Here is a 16,464-nt window from a genome sequence, read left to right on the forward strand (position 1 = left end):
ATTGGTGACTAATATGCTTGTGGAATTGAAGCGATTATGTGACAGTTGGAGATACCATTATGGATCTTGGAGAATTATCTTCGAACGTTTAACAGCGGTAATGGAACGCTCATGGAGAGTTCTAAAATTTTGATGGGCTACATTCTTTAACTAAAAAAATGCCCTGCCAAATCGGCAGGGCATTCCACTTACTTAGCTAAACACTGGTTCTTTGAATTGTGCAAGCTTTTCTAACGAAGATTTGTCAACGTCAGCATGCAGGCTATTTCCATGTGAATCCATGGTGACGACAGCAGTGAAGCCTTCAACGCGTAAATGCCACATTGCCTCAGGAATACCGAATTCAAGCAAATCCACGCCTTCGACTGCTTGAATGCAATCTGCATAATATTGTGCAGCGCCGCCGATCGCATTTAGGTAAACGCCGCCGTGTTCTTGAAGTGCAGAAAGGGTTTTTGGACCCATACCGCCTTTTCCAATAACAGCACGAACACCAAACTTTTTCATAATATCGCCTTGATAAGGTTCTTCTCGTGCAGACGTAGTGGGTCCAGCAGCGACAATTTCATAATTGCCCTCTTTGTCTTTTAAGACAACTGGGCCGCAGTGGTAAATAATTTGACCATCCAAATCCACTGGTGCATCATGATCCATTAGGTGTTTATGAATTTCATCGCGGCCTGTGTAGATCAAGCCATTAATTTTTACGACATCTCCTACTTTTAAATCCCGGATTTGCTCTTCTGAAACGGGAGCAGTAAGCTCTACCGTACGAGCAGTTGACTGCTGTTCAGCTGCTTGCTGTTCATCTTGTTCGAATCTAATTTTCTCACCATCGGCATAATGCCATTTGATGACGTCACCTGTTTCTGGATTGATATCGACAGCCGTTCTCCGGTATGCCCAACAGTTATAGGCTACTGAAACATAAAAACTTGCAGGGAGCCGGTCCATGACGCCGATTTTACAGCCTAGGAGCGTTGCTTCGCCGCCGAAGCCCATTGTTCCAATGCCTAGTTTGTTTGCAGATTCCATTATATACTTTTCAAGATCTGCCAACTTTGGGTTTGGATTGATATCGTCAACTTCGCGGAAAAGCTGGTCTTTTGCGAGTTCATAGCCCGACGCTCGGTCGCCGCCAATACCAACACCGATGAATCCTGCCGAGCAGCCGTATCCTTGTGCTTGGTAAACAGAATGCAAAATACATTTACGGATCCCATCAAGGTCACGTCCGGCACGTCCGAGTCCTTCAAGTTCCATAGGCAGACTATACTGGATGTTTTTATTTTCACATCCGCCGCCTTTTAAAATAAGCTTTACTTCAATATAATCTTTTTCCCATTGTTCAAACTTGATAACCGGGATGCCAGTGCCAATGTTGTTACCACTATTATCTCCTGTTAGCGAATCAACGGCGTTTGGACGCAACTTCCCATCTTGTGTAGCTTGAATGAGCGCTCGGTGGATAGCTTCTTTAATCTCTAGCTGATTTACGCTAATTGGTGTTTTAATTTTAAAAGTAGGAAGTCCGGTATCTTGACAGATTGGCGACAGCTTATCGTCCGCCATGTTGATGTTTTTTGCGATTGTATCTAGGCTCATTGCAGCACGAGTGCCGGCGTTCTCTTGTTCTTTTGCAGCACGAATTGCACGCCTTACATCTTTTGGAAGATTTGTCGACGTTTCGCAAATGAGGTCATACATACTTTTTTCAATTTGTTCTATGTACATTCTCAAATTTCCCCCTAAGGATTATTGATCAGTTTTCTTTATTTTTTCCATTTGCTCTTCAAGCTCATCAATCATGTCAATCAGGCGATCAATTTCTTGCAGATCAGCTGTTTCGGGTTCAATTGCATCAAGCGATTCGAGGAATTGGTGAAGCCTAATTTTCAATCCTTCGACATGAGAACCATTTGACTTATCGTTCATCAGAACACCTCTTTCTATACTACTAGCGTATACGAAAAAATGGAATTTTTCAACGAAGGAGAACAGCGCGATAAGTAGAAGGCTTAGTCATCGTTTGAAATCTGTTAAAGTTAATATTTTTCCTCACCGTATTAATCCTATGGTAAAATCGTCTAACAGCAAAGACGAAAGGGGATGAAGCAATGCAAAGTGAGAAAAAGCGTTTTTGGATTCTTGTCATTATCGTATCCATCTCGGGGTTTTCTCAAGGAATGCTGCTTCCGCTCATTTCCGCAATCTTTGAAAGAGACGGCATTTCTAGTGCGCTAAATGGATTAAATGCAACAGGATTATACATAGGAACTCTTTTAATATCTCCTTTCATGGAAGCTCCGTTAAGAAGATACGGTTATAAGCCAATTATTGTGTGGGGTGGATTCATTGTCATTCTCTCCCTTTTCTTGTTTCCGTTATGGAAAAACATTGTATTTTGGTTTGTCCTTAGGTTGTTAATTGGGATTGGAGACCATGCCCTTCATTTTTCAACACAAACATGGATTACAAGCTTTTCTTCCCAGCAAAGATTAGGGCGTAACATTGCAATTTATGGATTGTCATTTGGAGTAGGATTTGCAGCGGGGCCACTATTTGTCCCACTCGTCAATATATTTGAAGGATTGCCTTTCATCGTTTCTGGATTTCTTTGTCTATTGGCATGGTCACTAGTATTCGGATTAAAGAATGATTTTCCTGATGTTATGAAAGGGAATACTAATAATGAGCAGTTTTTCACTCGGTTCAAAACGCTAATGGGGATTGCGTGGATTGCTTTTCTCGGTCCATTTGGCTACGGCTTTTTAGAATCATCGCTCAATGCTATGTTCCCTGTCTATGCACTTAGGATCGGTATTGAACTAACACTTGTATCTTTCATTTTATCAGCGTTTTCGATCGGTGGAATTGTGTCTCAATTGCCGCTTGGTGTGTTATCGGATCGTATTGGCAGAAGACCTGTTTTTTTACTGGCACTTGGCGGAGGATCCTTGTCGTTTTTCATTGCTAGTTTTTTAGAGGCTTCTAGCATCGCTATCTTAGCAATGTTTTTTGTTGCGGGTTTATGTATCGGTTCCTCATTTTCTCTTGGCATTTCGTATATGACAGACCTGACACCTAAAAACCTTCTACCGGCAGGAAACCTATTATGTGGTATCTTTTTTAGTATCGGGAGCTTAACGGGTCCATTTTTAGGTGGTCTTTTTCTGGAATTGGCGACAAGTTTTAGTTATTTGATCATTATTTCAATTTTTCTTGGGATCTTGTTTCTTGCCTGCCTTTTTGGAAAAACACGTCAATATCAAACTATATAGGAAAAAGCGTCCATTTTTAGACGCTTTTTTCTTATCGCAAGATGGAGTTAATGTTTTCATATTCCAAAACGAGATCATCGAGAGAGCGGAAAGAATAACCCGCTTTCTTAGCATCTTTTATGAATAAAGGAAGTGCTTCTGCGTTATCGGGTGAGACAGTATGCATTAAAATAACAGCGCCGGGGTGCAATTGCTTCATCAGCTCATTGTAGGCATAGTCACGTCCTTTTGGTTTATCTTTATGCCAATCAATATAAGCGATTGACCAAAAAATGTGACGATACCCAAGTTCATTTCCTTTCGCCAAAACTTTTTCATTGAAAACTCCTTCTGGAGGTCGTGTGTAGACGGTGCGTTTGACACCTGTCAACTCACGAAGAAGATCATCAAATTTAGTCCATTCTGCTGTTAATTTTTGATCGGATAAATTTGTTAAGTTTGGATGATCATAAGAATGATTTCCAATTCCATGACCGTCTTTAATCATTCGTTTAACGAGCGGCGTGGCACTTTTTAAATAATGTCCGGTCAGAAAAAAAGTTGCAGGTGCTTTTTCTTTTTGTAGTGTATCTAAAATGCTTTCCGTGTATCCCGCTTCATAACCGTTATCAAATGTTAAATAAACAATTTTTTCATCAGGTTTCCCTTTATAGATGGCACCGTGTTTGTCTAATAATTGATCGAGTGCAGCACCTGCGCTTGGTGGAACCCCATTCGTCGCCCGTTTAAATCCCCAATGGAATTCCTCTGCATCTGCGACAAATGGATTAAAGATCAACCCGGCAAGCATAATGAAAGCAGCAAGAGCAACACCGATACTATGCTGTTTCAGCATAAAACACACCCTCCTTTTCGGATAGGATGTGCAAGATCGCAAATGTTATACTTTACTATATGAATTCGGAAACTGAACAAAACTTGTAGAACATGTATACTGGTAGGGCAAGGGGGAATGGATGATTGCCTGTAATCACGAAAATTACACAGCAGAAGCGGGATGCGGAACGTTATAATATATATATTGATGAAAAATATGCAATGAGTGTCCATGAATCAGTTTTAGTGAAATTTGGACTTACAAAAGGAATGTCTCTCGATGATTGGGCTATTGAAGACATGGTTTATGATGATGAAATACAAAAAGCTTTTAATCGGGCTCTCCATTATCTTGCCTTTCGAATGCGCAGTGAATACGAAGTGAAGAGCAAACTGCTAGAATCGGGTTACGGGGAAGCCGTTGTTTTAGAGGCGATTGTAAAATTAAAACGCCTAGGCTTTTTAAATGATGATGCTTTTTCAAATGCGCTTTTACAAACACAGAAAAATGCATTTCGAAAAGGGCCACGTGCGATTCGGCAAGAAATGCAGAAAAAAGGTATTGAAAAAGAGCTGCAAGAACAAGTATTGGAAGCCTATTCCGAGGAAGAACAATTGGAAATTGCCCAGGAACTTGCAGCAAAAACAGCAAAATCTAATCGCGGGTTGTCTCCCGCCCAAGTGAAACAAAGAATTCAAAATGCGCTTCATCGAAAAGGATATTCATTTGACATCGTCAAACAGGCACTGGAATCTGTTGAAATTGAAAGGGACGAGGACGAATGGACAGCCATTACGCAATCGATCGGCGAGAAGGCTTGGCGTCGTTATAGTAGTAAATTTAGTGGGTTTAATAGAAACAGTCGAGTGAAGCAAGCGATGTATCAAAAGGGCATTCCGATGGATCGGATTGATCAATTTATCGAACAAAAAGAAGGTGAAGAGTATGACGAATGAAAAAATGTACAGTGAAATGAATGAATATGAATTACGTTCTGAAATAGGTCGACTCATGGAGAAAGCTCGAAAGGCGGAGCAACTTGGTTATCTAAACGAGTATGCGGTTTATCAACGCAAAGCTGTCATGGCACAGTCGTATTTGATAGATCCGGAATCCATTGAACCAGGTGAAATTTACCGAATCGATGGCGATGAAGGCGTCTATTTCCATGTGGATTATTTGAAAGGGCGCTTTGCGTGGGGCTATCGTTTAGGTGGTGAACGTGCAGAGGAAGCACTTCCTTTGGCAATGTTAAAAAATGTGAAGTCTGGGATGTAGGTGAAAAGAAAAAGAAGCTGCTTCGCGGGTGCGATGCAGCTTCTCTTTAGGAATTGGGGATGAAATTTAATTTTTTTCTTAGTTTATCCTCAGAGAAAATCCACCCTGTATAAGAATTGATAACGGTTAAGTTCTTATCAATATGTGCAACTGCCACAAAAGGATAATATCCTTTACTGCGATAGCGTAAATCGATGAGACGCACCTCGTAAAGGTCTCCGACCGATGAAACAGACCATCGATAAATGGTGGAGAAGGAGACAAATGCAGCAATGTTCGGATCTGTCATGGCCGCCTCTATTTCCGGAGAGACAGGCATCGGTTCCCGCTCGAAGCGATCGTAAATATTGACGGATCTTCCATATGCTCGTCCAACGTAATGGCATGTTTCGGAGGAAGCAGCTACACGCCATTGGAAAAAACGAATCGTTGGCGCAATAAAAATTTCAACTGCATCGGGCACTGTATTGTAAACGGCTCGTTTGACAGCGGCTTTGACTGCAAAGCGAAGTAAATAATAAAAGAAAATCACCACATATAATACCATGATCGTAGGGACTGGGTCCGTACCAATCCACCAAGCGAGCAGGGCAATAATATGTAAAACGAATATGACAGGATCGAATGTGTTAATAACGCCTATGGCAACCCATTTTTTCGAAAATGGACGCAATGCCTGTGTTCCGTACGAATTAAAAATATCAACAAACACATGTAAGAAAACAGCTAGAAACGTCCAAGCCCACAAATGGAGAAAATTCACACTAGGTTCAAATAATGACAACACAATTGAAATGACAAGAGGCCATAATAAAACAGCAGGAATCGAGTGGGTAATACCACGATGATTTCGAATATATACCGCATTGTTTCGTAATTTTAATACAGTATCAATGTCGGGTATTAATGATCCGACAATGACACCGACAGCCACGGTACTTGTAATCACTGGATCAGCCGAAACGACTGGATCTGCAAGTGCGAGCCCGCTAAGTGCTACGCCCATCACAATATGTGTACCTGTGTCCATGGTCAATCACTCCTTTTGGCTGAAAGGTGGGGCGGTCGTCTGTCATTTAACTATACCCATTTCTATTAACAATAAGCATATGCGAAAAGGAGTCAGTGATGCAAATAATCGAGAAAAAAGTCGAATTTCGCGAGGCGCTCCTATCTTGGTATAACCGTGAAAAAAGAGATTTACCATGGCGAAGAACGAATAATCCCTATTATATTTGGGTATCTGAAGTGATGCTCCAGCAAACAAGAGTTGACACAGTGATTCCGTATTATGAGCGTTTTATCAAAGCTTTTCCAACGATGGAAGCACTAGCCGAAGCCGACGAGCATGATCTGTTGAAATTATGGGAAGGACTTGGCTACTACTCGAGGGCACGAAATTTACAAACAGGTGTTAAAGAAGTAATCGAGAGCTACGGTGGTAAAATCCCTGCGAATCGAAAAGACATATCGACGTTAAAAGGAGTTGGACCTTATACAGCCGGGGCTGTTTTAAGTATTGCATTCGGCATACCCGAACATGCAGTTGACGGCAATGTCATGCGCGTCATTTCTAGGCTTCTACTCATTGAAGAAGATATCGCCATTCCGCGCAATAAAAAAATATTTGAACAAGTGGTTATGGACTTAATTGACCCGGAAGATCCATCTTCTTTCAACCAAGGACTTATGGAGCTTGGTGCAACGATTTGTACGCCAAACCCCAAATGTTTACTTTGTCCAGTTATGGACTTTTGTTCGGCTTTTCACGAAGGAAGACAAGATGAATTGCCGATCAAAACAAAAAAAACAGCGAATAAAACGATTCCAATCGCAGCTTATGCTCTTCAAAATGAGGAAGGTAAATGGTTGTTAAGAAAACGTCCATCTAAAGGATTACTCGCAAATTTATGGGAATTTCCGACGGTAGAATTAACGAGCGGGTCATCACCGAAAAAACAGATTGAAAAAGAAATGGAAATTGTTCCGAAAAACATGGAAGAACTGTTGTCATTTAAACATATTTTCACCCATTTAACATGGGATCTGAAAAGTTTCACAGCTCGAATAAACGACCCGATTAAATTGCTATCGAATTATCAATTGTTCACGGCGGAAGAAGTAAATGCGCTCCCAATGCCTGTACCGATGTTGAAAATTTGGGAAGAAATTAAAAAACAAAGATGCATGGATGAATAGGTAAATGAATCCTTTGAATAAAAAAATAATAAGTGCACACGATAATTGCACGGAGGTGAAAAGTCCATGACAAAAAACCCGAAAAATTTTGGTAAGCAAAACCAAAATGCGATGAATCCGAATGCACAAGCTGAGTTTGGATCTGAAACTGATGTAAATCAGGTCAGAAAACAAGTTCAGCAAGCAGAAAGAGGGAAAGCGCAAGCTTCCGGTCCGTTCGCGAACCGATTCGGAAACAGCAACACAAAGTAATGGATTGACATCACCGGCCGGCAAAAGCATTGCTTTTGCCGGTTATTTTTTAGTTAGGGGGACGCAGGCTAAGGTCGCCATATCCTCAAAGTACGCAGAAATTAAGGCCAATCGAACCCTTCGCTGTTCGATTGGCAACAGTTGCATACTCGTATCCTACGGGTAAAATTACGCCAAGGCGTCATTGATTATTCTTTCGAATAAAAAAGAAATAGGTGCACACGATAATTGCACGGAGGTGAAAGATCCATGACAGAAAAGCTAAGAAGGACAAAAAACGCGAGAATTTACGGCGAACAAAACCCGGGTGCAAATCCGATGGCACAAGTTGAATTTGGTACGGAAATTGATGTGAATCAAGTGAAGCGACAAAACCAACAAGCAGAAGCTGGTAAAATAAAAGCTTCCGGTCCGTACGCGAACCGATTCGGAAACAGCACGAAGTAATGGATTGACATCACCGGCCGGCAAAGGCATTGCCTTTGCCGGTTCTTTTTTATTTTATTTAGCGGATGTTCAGAAGCCCACTAAATAGGGGAACGCAGGTTAAGGTCGCCACGTCCTGTTGGCCCAAGCCTTCGGTGTAATTGATTATTCTTTTCGGTTGAAAAGTTTCAATTTTCACCACTCGGTTGGTATAATGGGGGAATACTGATATTTTTGTTTTTGGGCAACTAAAAGGTGGTTTTATTAATGGCAATCGCAAAAGAAGGAAACACGATTCAAGTACATAGTTATAAGCATGACGGCAGCATTCACCGTGTTTGGCAAGAGACGGTCGTTTTAAAAGGAACAAGAAATATTATTATTGGGGCAAATGAACGTACGCTTGTAACGGAAGCGGATGGACGCACTTGGTTAACGCGGGAGCCTTCGATCTGTTATTTTCATGCCGAGCATTGGTTTAATATTATTTGTATGTTGCGTGAAGATGGCGTTTATTATTACGTAAATATGAGTTCACCATTCGTTTATGACAATAAATCATTAAAATACATTGACTACGATCTGGATGTAAAAGTTTTTCCAGATATGAGCTATATGATATTGGATGAAGACGAATATGTGGAGCATAAAAAACAAATGGGTTATCCAGAAGTGATCGATCAAATATTAAAGCGTAATTTAGATAAGCTCTTAGGTTGGATAAAAAAGCGAAAAGGACCTTTTGCGCCGGATTTTATCGAAGTATGGACATCCCGATATGAATTTTATAAACAAGTTAACACAAGCAATGATTGAGCCTGCCCAAGGCAAAGGTGGCAGGCTTTTCGTATGAGGAGAGTAGATATGGGGGACAGCATTAAAAGGTACTTACAATTTGTAAAACCGTATAACTGGCAAATCATTTTCACGATCATTATAGGTGTTATAAAGTTTGCGATTCCACTATTTATCCCATTACTAATGAAAATTGTTATCGATGATATTATCGGTGAAGAAACATTAACTGCCGATGAAAAAACAAAATACTTATTTTACTGGCTCGGTGGAACAATACTTGTTTTCTTCCTTATTCGTCCGCCGGTTGAATATTATAGACAGTATTTTGCCCAATATGTCAGCAACAAAATTTTATATGATATTCGGCAAAATCTATATGCACATTTACAAAAGTTAAGCTTGCGCTATTATTCGAATACGCGGGCTGGTGAAATCATTTCTCGCATCATCAATGATGTAGAGCAAACAAAAAACTTTGTCGTGATTGGCCTTATGAATGTTTGGTTAGATTTGGCTACGATTTTGATCGCCATTGTTATTATGTTAACGATGGATATATCGCTTACGATCGTGACGCTATTGGCATTTCCTTTTTACGCCTATAGTGTAAAGCATTTCTTCGGTAAACTGCGGCAGTTAACTCGTCAAAGATCACAAGCGCTTGCGGATGTGCAAAGTTATTTGCATGAACGGATTGCAGGGGTTAGCGTTATTAAAAGTTTTGCCTTAGAAAAAACGGAACGTGAGCGATTTAATAAAACAAACGATAGTTTTTTGGAACGGGCATTGGATCATACGAGGTGGAATGCAAAAGCGTTTGCTGTCGTCAATACGATTACAGATATTGCGCCTTTACTTGTGATTGGTTACGCAGGCTACCAAGTGATTAATGAGCATTTGTCAGTCGGAACGATGGTTGCATTTATCGCCTATATTGAACGTTTGTATAGCCCGCTTCGAAGATTGGTCAATTCATCTACCTCCTTGACACAATCATTTGCTTCCATGGATCGGGTTTTTGATTTAATGGAAGAGAAATATGATATTACGGATAAAAAAGACGCACGAAAGTTACCACCGATTCAAGGGGAAATTCAATTTGACGATGTAAGTTTTTCCTATGAAGCGGGCGGGGAGGCTGTGTTGCGCAATATTAGCTTTACAGTGAACCCAGGAGAAACTGTTGCGTTTGTCGGAATGAGCGGCGGAGGGAAATCCACAGTAGTGAGTCTAATACCTCGTTTTTTTGATGTCACGAGCGGTGCAATTTCAATTGACGGACATAATGTAAGGGATGTTACGATCCATTCATTACGCGATCAAATTGGCATGGTTTTACAGGATACAATTCTTTTTAGTGATTCAGTCAAAAGCAATATTTTAATGGGGAAACCAGATGCGACGGATGAGGAAGTGTTCGCAGCGGCGAAAGCGGCGAATGCGCATGAATTTATCGAAGCTTTGCCGGACGGTTATGATACGCAGGTAGGAGAGCGCGGCGTCAAATTATCAGGAGGACAGAAACAGAGAATTGCCATCGCGCGCGTATTTTTAAAAAACCCTCCACTTTTAATTCTGGACGAAGCGACATCCGCGCTTGATCTGGAAAGCGAGGCACTGATCCAAGAATCGCTGGAAAGATTGGTCAGTGATCGAACAACACTTGTTGTGGCACATCGATTATCCACCATTACACATGCAGACAAAATTTTCGTGATCGACACGGGTGAAGTAAAAGAATACGGCACACATGAACAGCTTATGGAGAAACAAGGCATCTATTATGGATTGTTTCAAGTGCAATCACTAGGGAAGTAATGAGTAGCTAATGGAATCCAAAAAAGAGCGATCCGTATTGAAAATTGGATCGCTCTTTCATTATTCTTGGGTTAATTCCTCATAGTGATGCTTTTGGAAGGAAACAATTAGCTTATCTAAATGCTCCAATTGCTCCTCGTAATTTAAGATGGATGAGAGGATATGAAGAAGGTGGTACGCAGAAAACTCTTCTTCTTCCTTTGCAAGTGCAATCTCCTTCGCGAAAATCTCAAGCACCTCATGTCGTTGGACGTATTCTGCTTGGAGACTGCTATTTGCTACTTCCGATTTTAACTTGCCGGTAAACTTTAAATGTAATTGTTCATGATAAGTGAGCAATGTATCGAGCCGTTCTTGTACCATCATTCGAAAATGCTCTGGTAAATTAATTAATTCATTTTCAAATCGATGAAGTCTTTTCAAAACGTCATAACTGCTTCTTGACGCTGCTAACATTTGTCTATAAATGACGAGCTTTCTTGCCTTTGCAAGATGTTTTTTTTGAAAATAACTTCGTTCTTCTTTAAATAGTAAATACAAATGTTCTACATGTGTTAGCTGTTCTTTTAATTGATTTAATGATTTCTTTGTTGCGATGTGCTCAGATGCCTGTCTTCCCGCAAGACGAGTCCAGCGTATGATTTCATCCTGCGTTTTTTGGACGGATTGAAATAGCTTTGTCTCGTATTTAGGTGGCATAAATAGTAAGTTTACGGTAAAGGACGCAAGTACACCAATCACGATCGTTATGAAACGTGTTAAAGCAAAAGCTGAAAACTCTTCACCTTGAATTTCCATTATCGCGATCATCATCACAAGTGCCAAAGAAATAGATTTTTCAAGGCCTAGCTTCAGCATGATTAAAATGATAATCATAGCGGCGAGGCCAACGATGACAAGCTGATGACCGAAAAGCAGAACGAAAGTAACTGCCACGACTGCGCCTATAATATTACCTTGAATTTGTTCAATGATTGTTAAGTACGATCGATAAATTGAAGGTTGAATCGCAAAAATCGCGGCGATTCCCGCAAATACAGGATGTGGCAATTGTAAAATTGTAGCAAGGAACAATGCGAATACAATCGCAATGCCCGTTTTAAAAATGCGGGCACCAAGTTTCATGTAAGAATTCCTTTCTAAGTGATCACTATTTTTCTTATTGTACCTTATCCTACTTGACCCTAACGGTCAACTATTCAAAACTGAGGCCAATTCTTCAAATGAACGATTCACAGCATCGATTGTATCCTCGATGTCTTGTTCGGTATGTGCAATTGTTAAGAACCAGGCCTCGTATTTTGATGGCGCCAAGTTCACTCCATTTTTCAACATTAGTTTAAAGAACTTCGCAAAAGCATCCCCGTCTGTTGCCTCAGCTTGCTCGTAATTTTCAACCTTTTGATCGGTGAAAAAGAGCGTTAATGCACCGCCAAGCCGGTTCGTTGTTAAAGTGACTCCGTGTTTCTTAGCCGCTTCTAAAATGCCGGACTCTAAACGAGCAGCAAGACGATCCATTTTTTCGTAAATGCCGGGTTCTTGCAGAACTTCAAGGCATGCGATTCCGGCAAGCATAGAAGCCGGGTTTCCGGCCATTGTACCTGCCTGGTAAGCCGGTCCTAATGGTGCCACTTTATCCATAATTTCTTTTTTACCGCCGTATGCACCGATTGGTAACCCACCACCAATAATCTTTCCGAGTGCTGTAAGATCCGGTGTTAAGCCAAGTAAATCTTGCGCCCCGCCGTAATGGAAGCGGAAAGCAGTAATGACCTCGTCGTAAACGATTAAGGCGCCATGCTTCGCTGCCAGGTCATGAACAAGCGGTAAAAATCCTTCATTTGGCTCTACAATTCCAAAGTTGCCGACAATCGGTTCGACAAGAACGCAAGCAATTTCATCTCCCCATTTTTCCATTGCTTCCTTATAGGCGTCTGGATTGTTGAAAGGAATCGTAATAACTTCCTTTGCAATGGATGCAGGAACCCCTGCTGAATCGGGTGTGCCTAGTGTTGCGGGCCCTGATCCGGCAGCGACAAGGACAAGGTCAGAATGTCCATGGTAACAGCCGGCAAATTTCATGATTTTCGTTCGGTTTGTATAGGCGCGGGCAACACGGATCGTCGTCATGACCGCTTCTGTTCCGGAATTGACAAACCTTACTTTATCCATACCTGGCATTGCTTCTTTTAACATTTTTGCGAATTTCACTTCGTGGGGGGTCGGTGTACCATAGAGTACGCCGGTTTCTGCCGCATGGGCAATTGCTTTGGAAATATGTGGATTTGCATGTCCGGCGATAATGGGTCCGTATGCCCCTAAATAATCTATATATTTATTGCCATCGACATCCCAAAAATATGCGCCTTCTGCACGTTTCATGACAACGGGTGCACCACCGCCGACAGCTCGGTATCCGCGGGAGGGGCTATTGACGCCGCCAACAATATGTTCACAAGCCTCTTTATAAATTTGTTCTGATTTCATTCTATTCATCTCAATTCCTCCGATTTCATCAGTCATTTCCTATTGTAAACAAAACAACTCTATTACGCCAAACAATTGAAAAGGCACTTCCCGTTCGGTACGATGAGGAAAAGGAAGAACTGGAGGAATTATAAATGACACAACTTGAAGGATTGCAGGCACCTGGTTTTACAATACCGAATGAAAAAGGAGAAATGGTTTCCCTAAAAGATTACTCGGGAGAAAAATATGTTGTACTTTATTTTTATCCGAAAGATTCTACACCGGGCTGCACAACGCAAGCGTGCGATTTCCGTGATGCATATGAGGACTTTAGCGGATTAAATGCCATAATCTTAGGCGTGAGTCCTGATAGTGAAGCATCACATGAAAAGTTTATTGGCAAACATAATTTGCCATTTAATTTACTAGTAGATGCAGATCATAGTGTTGCCGAAAAATATGGTGTTTGGAAATTGAAAAAGATGTTCGGAAGGGAATACATGGGCATTGAGCGTTCGACGTTTTTAATTGATCCATCAGGTAAAGTCGTAAAGGAATGGCGAAAAGTGAAAGTAAAAGGACATATTCAAGAAGCGCTTGAGACTTTAGAGCAACTTGTCAATTCCTAAACGATCTAAACGGTATTGAGGTTGACAAGTAGTACGATAGTTGACATTTGCATGGACCTTTAAGTAAACTAATTATAATGATTACAATGAAGTAATCAATATTTAAGGACTGGGGTGCAAAGCGATGTCTGAAGTACAATTGAAAGACGCGCTGGACGCATTAAAAACAAATGGAGTGCGAATTACTCCGCAAAGGCATGCAATTTTAGAATACTTAATTTCTTCTCATTTACACCCGACTGCCGATGAAATATACAAATCACTTGAAAGTGATTTTCCGAGCATGAGTGTAGCAACTGTTTACAACAATCTCCGTGTGTTCCGAAATGTTGGGCTTATTAAAGAATTGACATATGGTGATGCATCAAGTCGATTCGATTTTGTTACCCACGATCACTATCATATTATTTGTGATGAGTGTGGTACAATTGTTGATTTTCATCATCCGGGACTTGAAGAGGTAGAGCGGCTTGCTTCTTACATGACAGGTTTTCAAGTAAACTCGCATCGCCTTGAAGTTTATGGAACATGTCCAGCTTGTTCCAATGTGAACGTGCAATAATAAAAAATCCGCTACCTTTTTTAGGAGGAAGCGGATTTTTTTATTGGCAAGGGAGTGTATTATGGGGTGGTTCGTTTTATTTTGTACCGCGGGCTGCCTTGCGTTTGCTTTTTCGATTATAGGATTCGTTAAATTCCTTCCCTTCTAATGAAGGATCTAATGTAAGCGGTTCGCGGCAATGCATACACATATCGACACGTCCAAGCATTTTCGTTGGCTTTCCACAACTTGGACATACAATTTGTACGGCCCGCGTGGATAAAGATCCAATCCAGACATATACAACTGTACTCGCAAGTATGGATAACATACCCAGAACAATAAATAGGAGCATGATGATTTCATTTTTTCTAAAGAAAATACCTAAGTACATAATAGCAATCCCAAGAAAAATTAGCCAAAGTGCAAAAGAACGTACACGGTTAATCTTATTTTTATATGGTTTCATCTACGATCCTCCTCGTCTATCCTCAATTACTATAGCATATTTTTTGATCTTCTCGTTATTTTTCCTACACGCATTGAAGGAATACCTTTTATCTCTGTCGAAAGGATTACGCTAGGGAGGTGTAGTGATGGAACAAGTGCTTAGGCCAATTTATCAGGAACGGGCGAGTTCTCCTGAAACACTCGGCGTTATTCTAGTTGAAAAAAGACGAAAAGGTGATCCAATTACGGATACCTTCGATTCGATTTTACTGATCATAACATCTGATGAAGAAAATCCAATATATACAAAGCATTACACGAATGGGGCAGAAAAGTCCGCCATGCACGTCATTAGTGAAAAGCAACTGCGAAAATGGCTGCTATTAGGCTCTAGGCGTAAGGTAGTGGACTGGTTGTTTTATGGAAAAATTTATTTTGATCGAAATGAATTTGTAGAACAACTTAAAAAGGAGTTAGAGCAATATCCCTTCTATGGACGTAAAATGAAAATGGGGCTAGAGTTTTCAAAACTCGTGAGGGATTATACAGAAGGTAAAACATTTTTTGAACAAGGGAATTATATGGATGCTTATCATCATGTTGTTAAATCACTTCATCATTTAGCAAGGCTTGCCGTAATTGAAAATGGACTATTCCCCGAAGTGACGGTTTGGTCGCAAGTGAGAAAAATAGATCCAGCAATTTGTAAGTTATATGAAGAATTGACTATGAGCGAAGAACCTTTAGAGAAACGACTGGAACTTCTATTTCTAGCAAGCGAGTTCTTCATCTATAATCGAACAGCCGATGGGGCAAGTCATATTATAGAAGTAATGGCTAGGAAAGGTCTTTGGACCATTCAGGAACTTCACGAGCATAAGGAGCTCCGGATGTATTCGATAGAACTTGAAATGTTTGTTGAATTTCTTGTCGAAAAAGGTTTTATCCAAGTTATACAAAGCGAATCGAAAAATGAAAAGATCTTTCACAGGGACTATAAAGTTAAATAACGAAGTGCTTAATAGGACGGAATCATTCGTCCTATTATTTTTGTGGATTGTGTTGACATTACAAAATAGGCATGATAGTATAATAAACGTCGCTTGAGGGGAGACGAAACATCAAACGGTTTCGATTGAAAAAGTTCCTCAAAAAAGTTCTTGACTCTCATGTCGAAAGATGGTAAATTATAGAAGTCGCTTTTCTGAAGTGGTAAGTAACATCGGAAAAAAGATAACTAAAAAGTTGTTGACAAGAGAAAGTGAAAAATGTTATATTGTAAAAGTTGTCGCTAAGAAACGACAACAACATGAACCTTGAAAACTGAACAGCAAAACGTTAACAAATACATTTGCGGATCCGACCCCGTCGGTGAAGTGAACAAAACAAGAATCTTCGGATTCAAAGTCAGCAAGAATTGAGCAAATCAATTTCTTCTATTATGGAGAGTTTGATCCTGGCTCAGGACGAACGCTGGCGGCGTGCCTAATACATGCAAGTCGAGCG

General features: G+C 40.6%; 18 protein-coding genes and 1 rRNA gene. 12 read left to right on the top strand and 7 right to left on the bottom strand.

Translation table 11 applies throughout. The features are described 5' to 3' along the window. Positions 1-192: 192 nt before the first annotated feature. The gene (locus AU377_RS14425) at positions 193-1,734 is read right to left on the bottom strand and encodes a fumarate hydratase (RefSeq protein WP_067408468.1); all 1,542 of its coding nucleotides are present in this window, start codon (positions 1,732-1,734) and stop codon (positions 193-195) included. 21 nt (positions 1,735-1,755) lie between these two features. Beyond that, positions 1,756-1,935 (bottom strand): SE1561 family protein, encoded by a 180-nt coding sequence (locus AU377_RS14430; RefSeq protein WP_067408469.1) that lies wholly within the window; start codon positions 1,933-1,935, stop codon positions 1,756-1,758. A gap of 182 nt (positions 1,936-2,117) precedes the next feature. Between AU377_RS14430 and AU377_RS14435 the strand changes: the two genes are divergently transcribed. Further along, on the top strand, positions 2,118-3,281 hold the full coding sequence (locus AU377_RS14435; RefSeq protein ID WP_067408471.1) for an MFS transporter: 1,164 nt from the start codon (positions 2,118-2,120) through the stop codon (positions 3,279-3,281). A gap of 31 nt (positions 3,282-3,312) precedes the next feature. Here the strand turns inward: AU377_RS14435 and AU377_RS14440 are convergent, their stop codons facing one another. Continuing rightward, positions 3,313-4,116 carry a polysaccharide deacetylase family protein gene (locus AU377_RS14440; protein WP_082732066.1) on the bottom strand — a complete coding sequence of 268 codons (804 nt, stop codon included), beginning with the start codon at positions 4,114-4,116 and terminating at the stop codon, positions 3,313-3,315. Positions 4,117-4,241: 125 nt separating this feature from the next. Between AU377_RS14440 and recX the strand changes: the two genes are divergently transcribed. After that, positions 4,242-5,054 carry a recombination regulator RecX gene (gene recX, locus AU377_RS14445; RefSeq protein WP_067408473.1) on the top strand — a complete coding sequence of 271 codons (813 nt, stop codon included), beginning with the start codon at positions 4,242-4,244 and terminating at the stop codon, positions 5,052-5,054. Beyond that, complete coding sequence (locus AU377_RS14450) at positions 5,044-5,376, top strand: YfhH family protein (RefSeq protein WP_067408475.1); 333 nt, start codon at positions 5,044-5,046, stop codon at positions 5,374-5,376. Before recX ends, AU377_RS14450 begins: the two co-directional genes overlap by 11 nt. 46 nt (positions 5,377-5,422) lie before the next feature. On the opposite strand, the gene AU377_RS14455 is transcribed toward AU377_RS14450, so the two are convergent. Beyond that, positions 5,423-6,406 carry a metal-dependent hydrolase gene (locus AU377_RS14455; protein WP_067408477.1) on the bottom strand — a complete coding sequence of 328 codons (984 nt, stop codon included), beginning with the start codon at positions 6,404-6,406 and terminating at the stop codon, positions 5,423-5,425. 98 nt (positions 6,407-6,504) lie between these two features. On the opposite strand from AU377_RS14455, the gene mutY reads away from it, so the two are divergent. From mutY to AU377_RS14480, 5 genes are all read left to right on the top strand, one after another. Next, positions 6,505-7,575: an A/G-specific adenine glycosylase gene (gene mutY, locus AU377_RS14460; RefSeq protein ID WP_067408479.1), complete on the top strand. Its 1,071-nt coding sequence runs from the start codon at positions 6,505-6,507 to the stop codon at positions 7,573-7,575. Positions 7,576-7,641: 66 nt separating this feature from the next. Further along, a complete protein-coding gene (locus AU377_RS14465) occupies positions 7,642-7,827 on the top strand; it encodes a gamma-type small acid-soluble spore protein (protein WP_067408481.1) in 186 nt (61 codons plus the stop codon). Positions 7,828-8,076: 249 nt separating this feature from the next. Next, positions 8,077-8,274 carry a gamma-type small acid-soluble spore protein gene (locus AU377_RS15585; RefSeq protein ID WP_067408483.1) on the top strand — a complete coding sequence of 66 codons (198 nt, stop codon included), beginning with the start codon at positions 8,077-8,079 and terminating at the stop codon, positions 8,272-8,274. A gap of 246 nt (positions 8,275-8,520) precedes the next feature. Next, positions 8,521-9,069, top strand: coding sequence for a DUF402 domain-containing protein (locus AU377_RS14475; RefSeq protein WP_067408485.1), 549 nt, complete (start codon positions 8,521-8,523; stop codon positions 9,067-9,069). Positions 9,070-9,117: 48 nt separating this feature from the next. Continuing rightward, positions 9,118-10,869, top strand: coding sequence for an ABC transporter ATP-binding protein (locus AU377_RS14480; RefSeq protein WP_067408487.1), 1,752 nt, complete (start codon positions 9,118-9,120; stop codon positions 10,867-10,869). 60 nt (positions 10,870-10,929) lie between these two features. On the opposite strand, the gene AU377_RS14485 is transcribed toward AU377_RS14480, so the two are convergent. Next, positions 10,930-11,994 (bottom strand): aromatic acid exporter family protein, encoded by a 1,065-nt coding sequence (locus AU377_RS14485; protein WP_067408489.1) that lies wholly within the window; start codon positions 11,992-11,994, stop codon positions 10,930-10,932. A gap of 66 nt (positions 11,995-12,060) precedes the next feature. Beyond that, positions 12,061-13,365 carry a glutamate-1-semialdehyde 2,1-aminomutase gene (locus AU377_RS14490; RefSeq protein WP_067408491.1) on the bottom strand — a complete coding sequence of 435 codons (1,305 nt, stop codon included), beginning with the start codon at positions 13,363-13,365 and terminating at the stop codon, positions 12,061-12,063. A gap of 125 nt (positions 13,366-13,490) precedes the next feature. On the opposite strand from AU377_RS14490, the gene bcp reads away from it, so the two are divergent. Together bcp and perR are read left to right on the top strand one after the other, a co-directional pair. Beyond that, positions 13,491-13,967 (top strand): thioredoxin-dependent thiol peroxidase, encoded by a 477-nt coding sequence (gene bcp / locus AU377_RS14495; RefSeq protein ID WP_067408493.1) that lies wholly within the window; start codon positions 13,491-13,493, stop codon positions 13,965-13,967. A gap of 124 nt (positions 13,968-14,091) precedes the next feature. Then, positions 14,092-14,529: a peroxide-responsive transcriptional repressor PerR gene (gene perR, locus AU377_RS14500; RefSeq protein WP_067408495.1), complete on the top strand. Its 438-nt coding sequence runs from the start codon at positions 14,092-14,094 to the stop codon at positions 14,527-14,529. A 76-nt stretch (positions 14,530-14,605) separates the two neighbouring features. Here the strand turns inward: perR and AU377_RS14505 are convergent, their stop codons facing one another. Then, positions 14,606-14,977 carry a YgzB family protein gene (locus tag AU377_RS14505; protein ID WP_067408496.1) on the bottom strand — a complete coding sequence of 124 codons (372 nt, stop codon included), beginning with the start codon at positions 14,975-14,977 and terminating at the stop codon, positions 14,606-14,608. A gap of 127 nt (positions 14,978-15,104) precedes the next feature. On the opposite strand from AU377_RS14505, the gene AU377_RS14510 reads away from it, so the two are divergent. Together AU377_RS14510 and AU377_RS14515 are read left to right on the top strand one after the other, a co-directional pair. Next, on the top strand, positions 15,105-15,968 hold the full coding sequence (locus AU377_RS14510) for a nucleotidyltransferase-like protein (protein WP_067408498.1): 864 nt from the start codon (positions 15,105-15,107) through the stop codon (positions 15,966-15,968). A gap of 428 nt (positions 15,969-16,396) precedes the next feature. Continuing rightward, positions 16,397-16,464: ribosomal RNA gene (locus tag AU377_RS14515) — 16S ribosomal RNA — on the top strand; the annotation flags it as partial.

Origin of the sequence: Sporosarcina sp. HYO08, from assembly GCF_001563475.1 — a bacterium.
In the GTDB taxonomy this organism is placed as follows: domain Bacteria; phylum Bacillota; class Bacilli; order Bacillales_A; family Planococcaceae; genus Sporosarcina.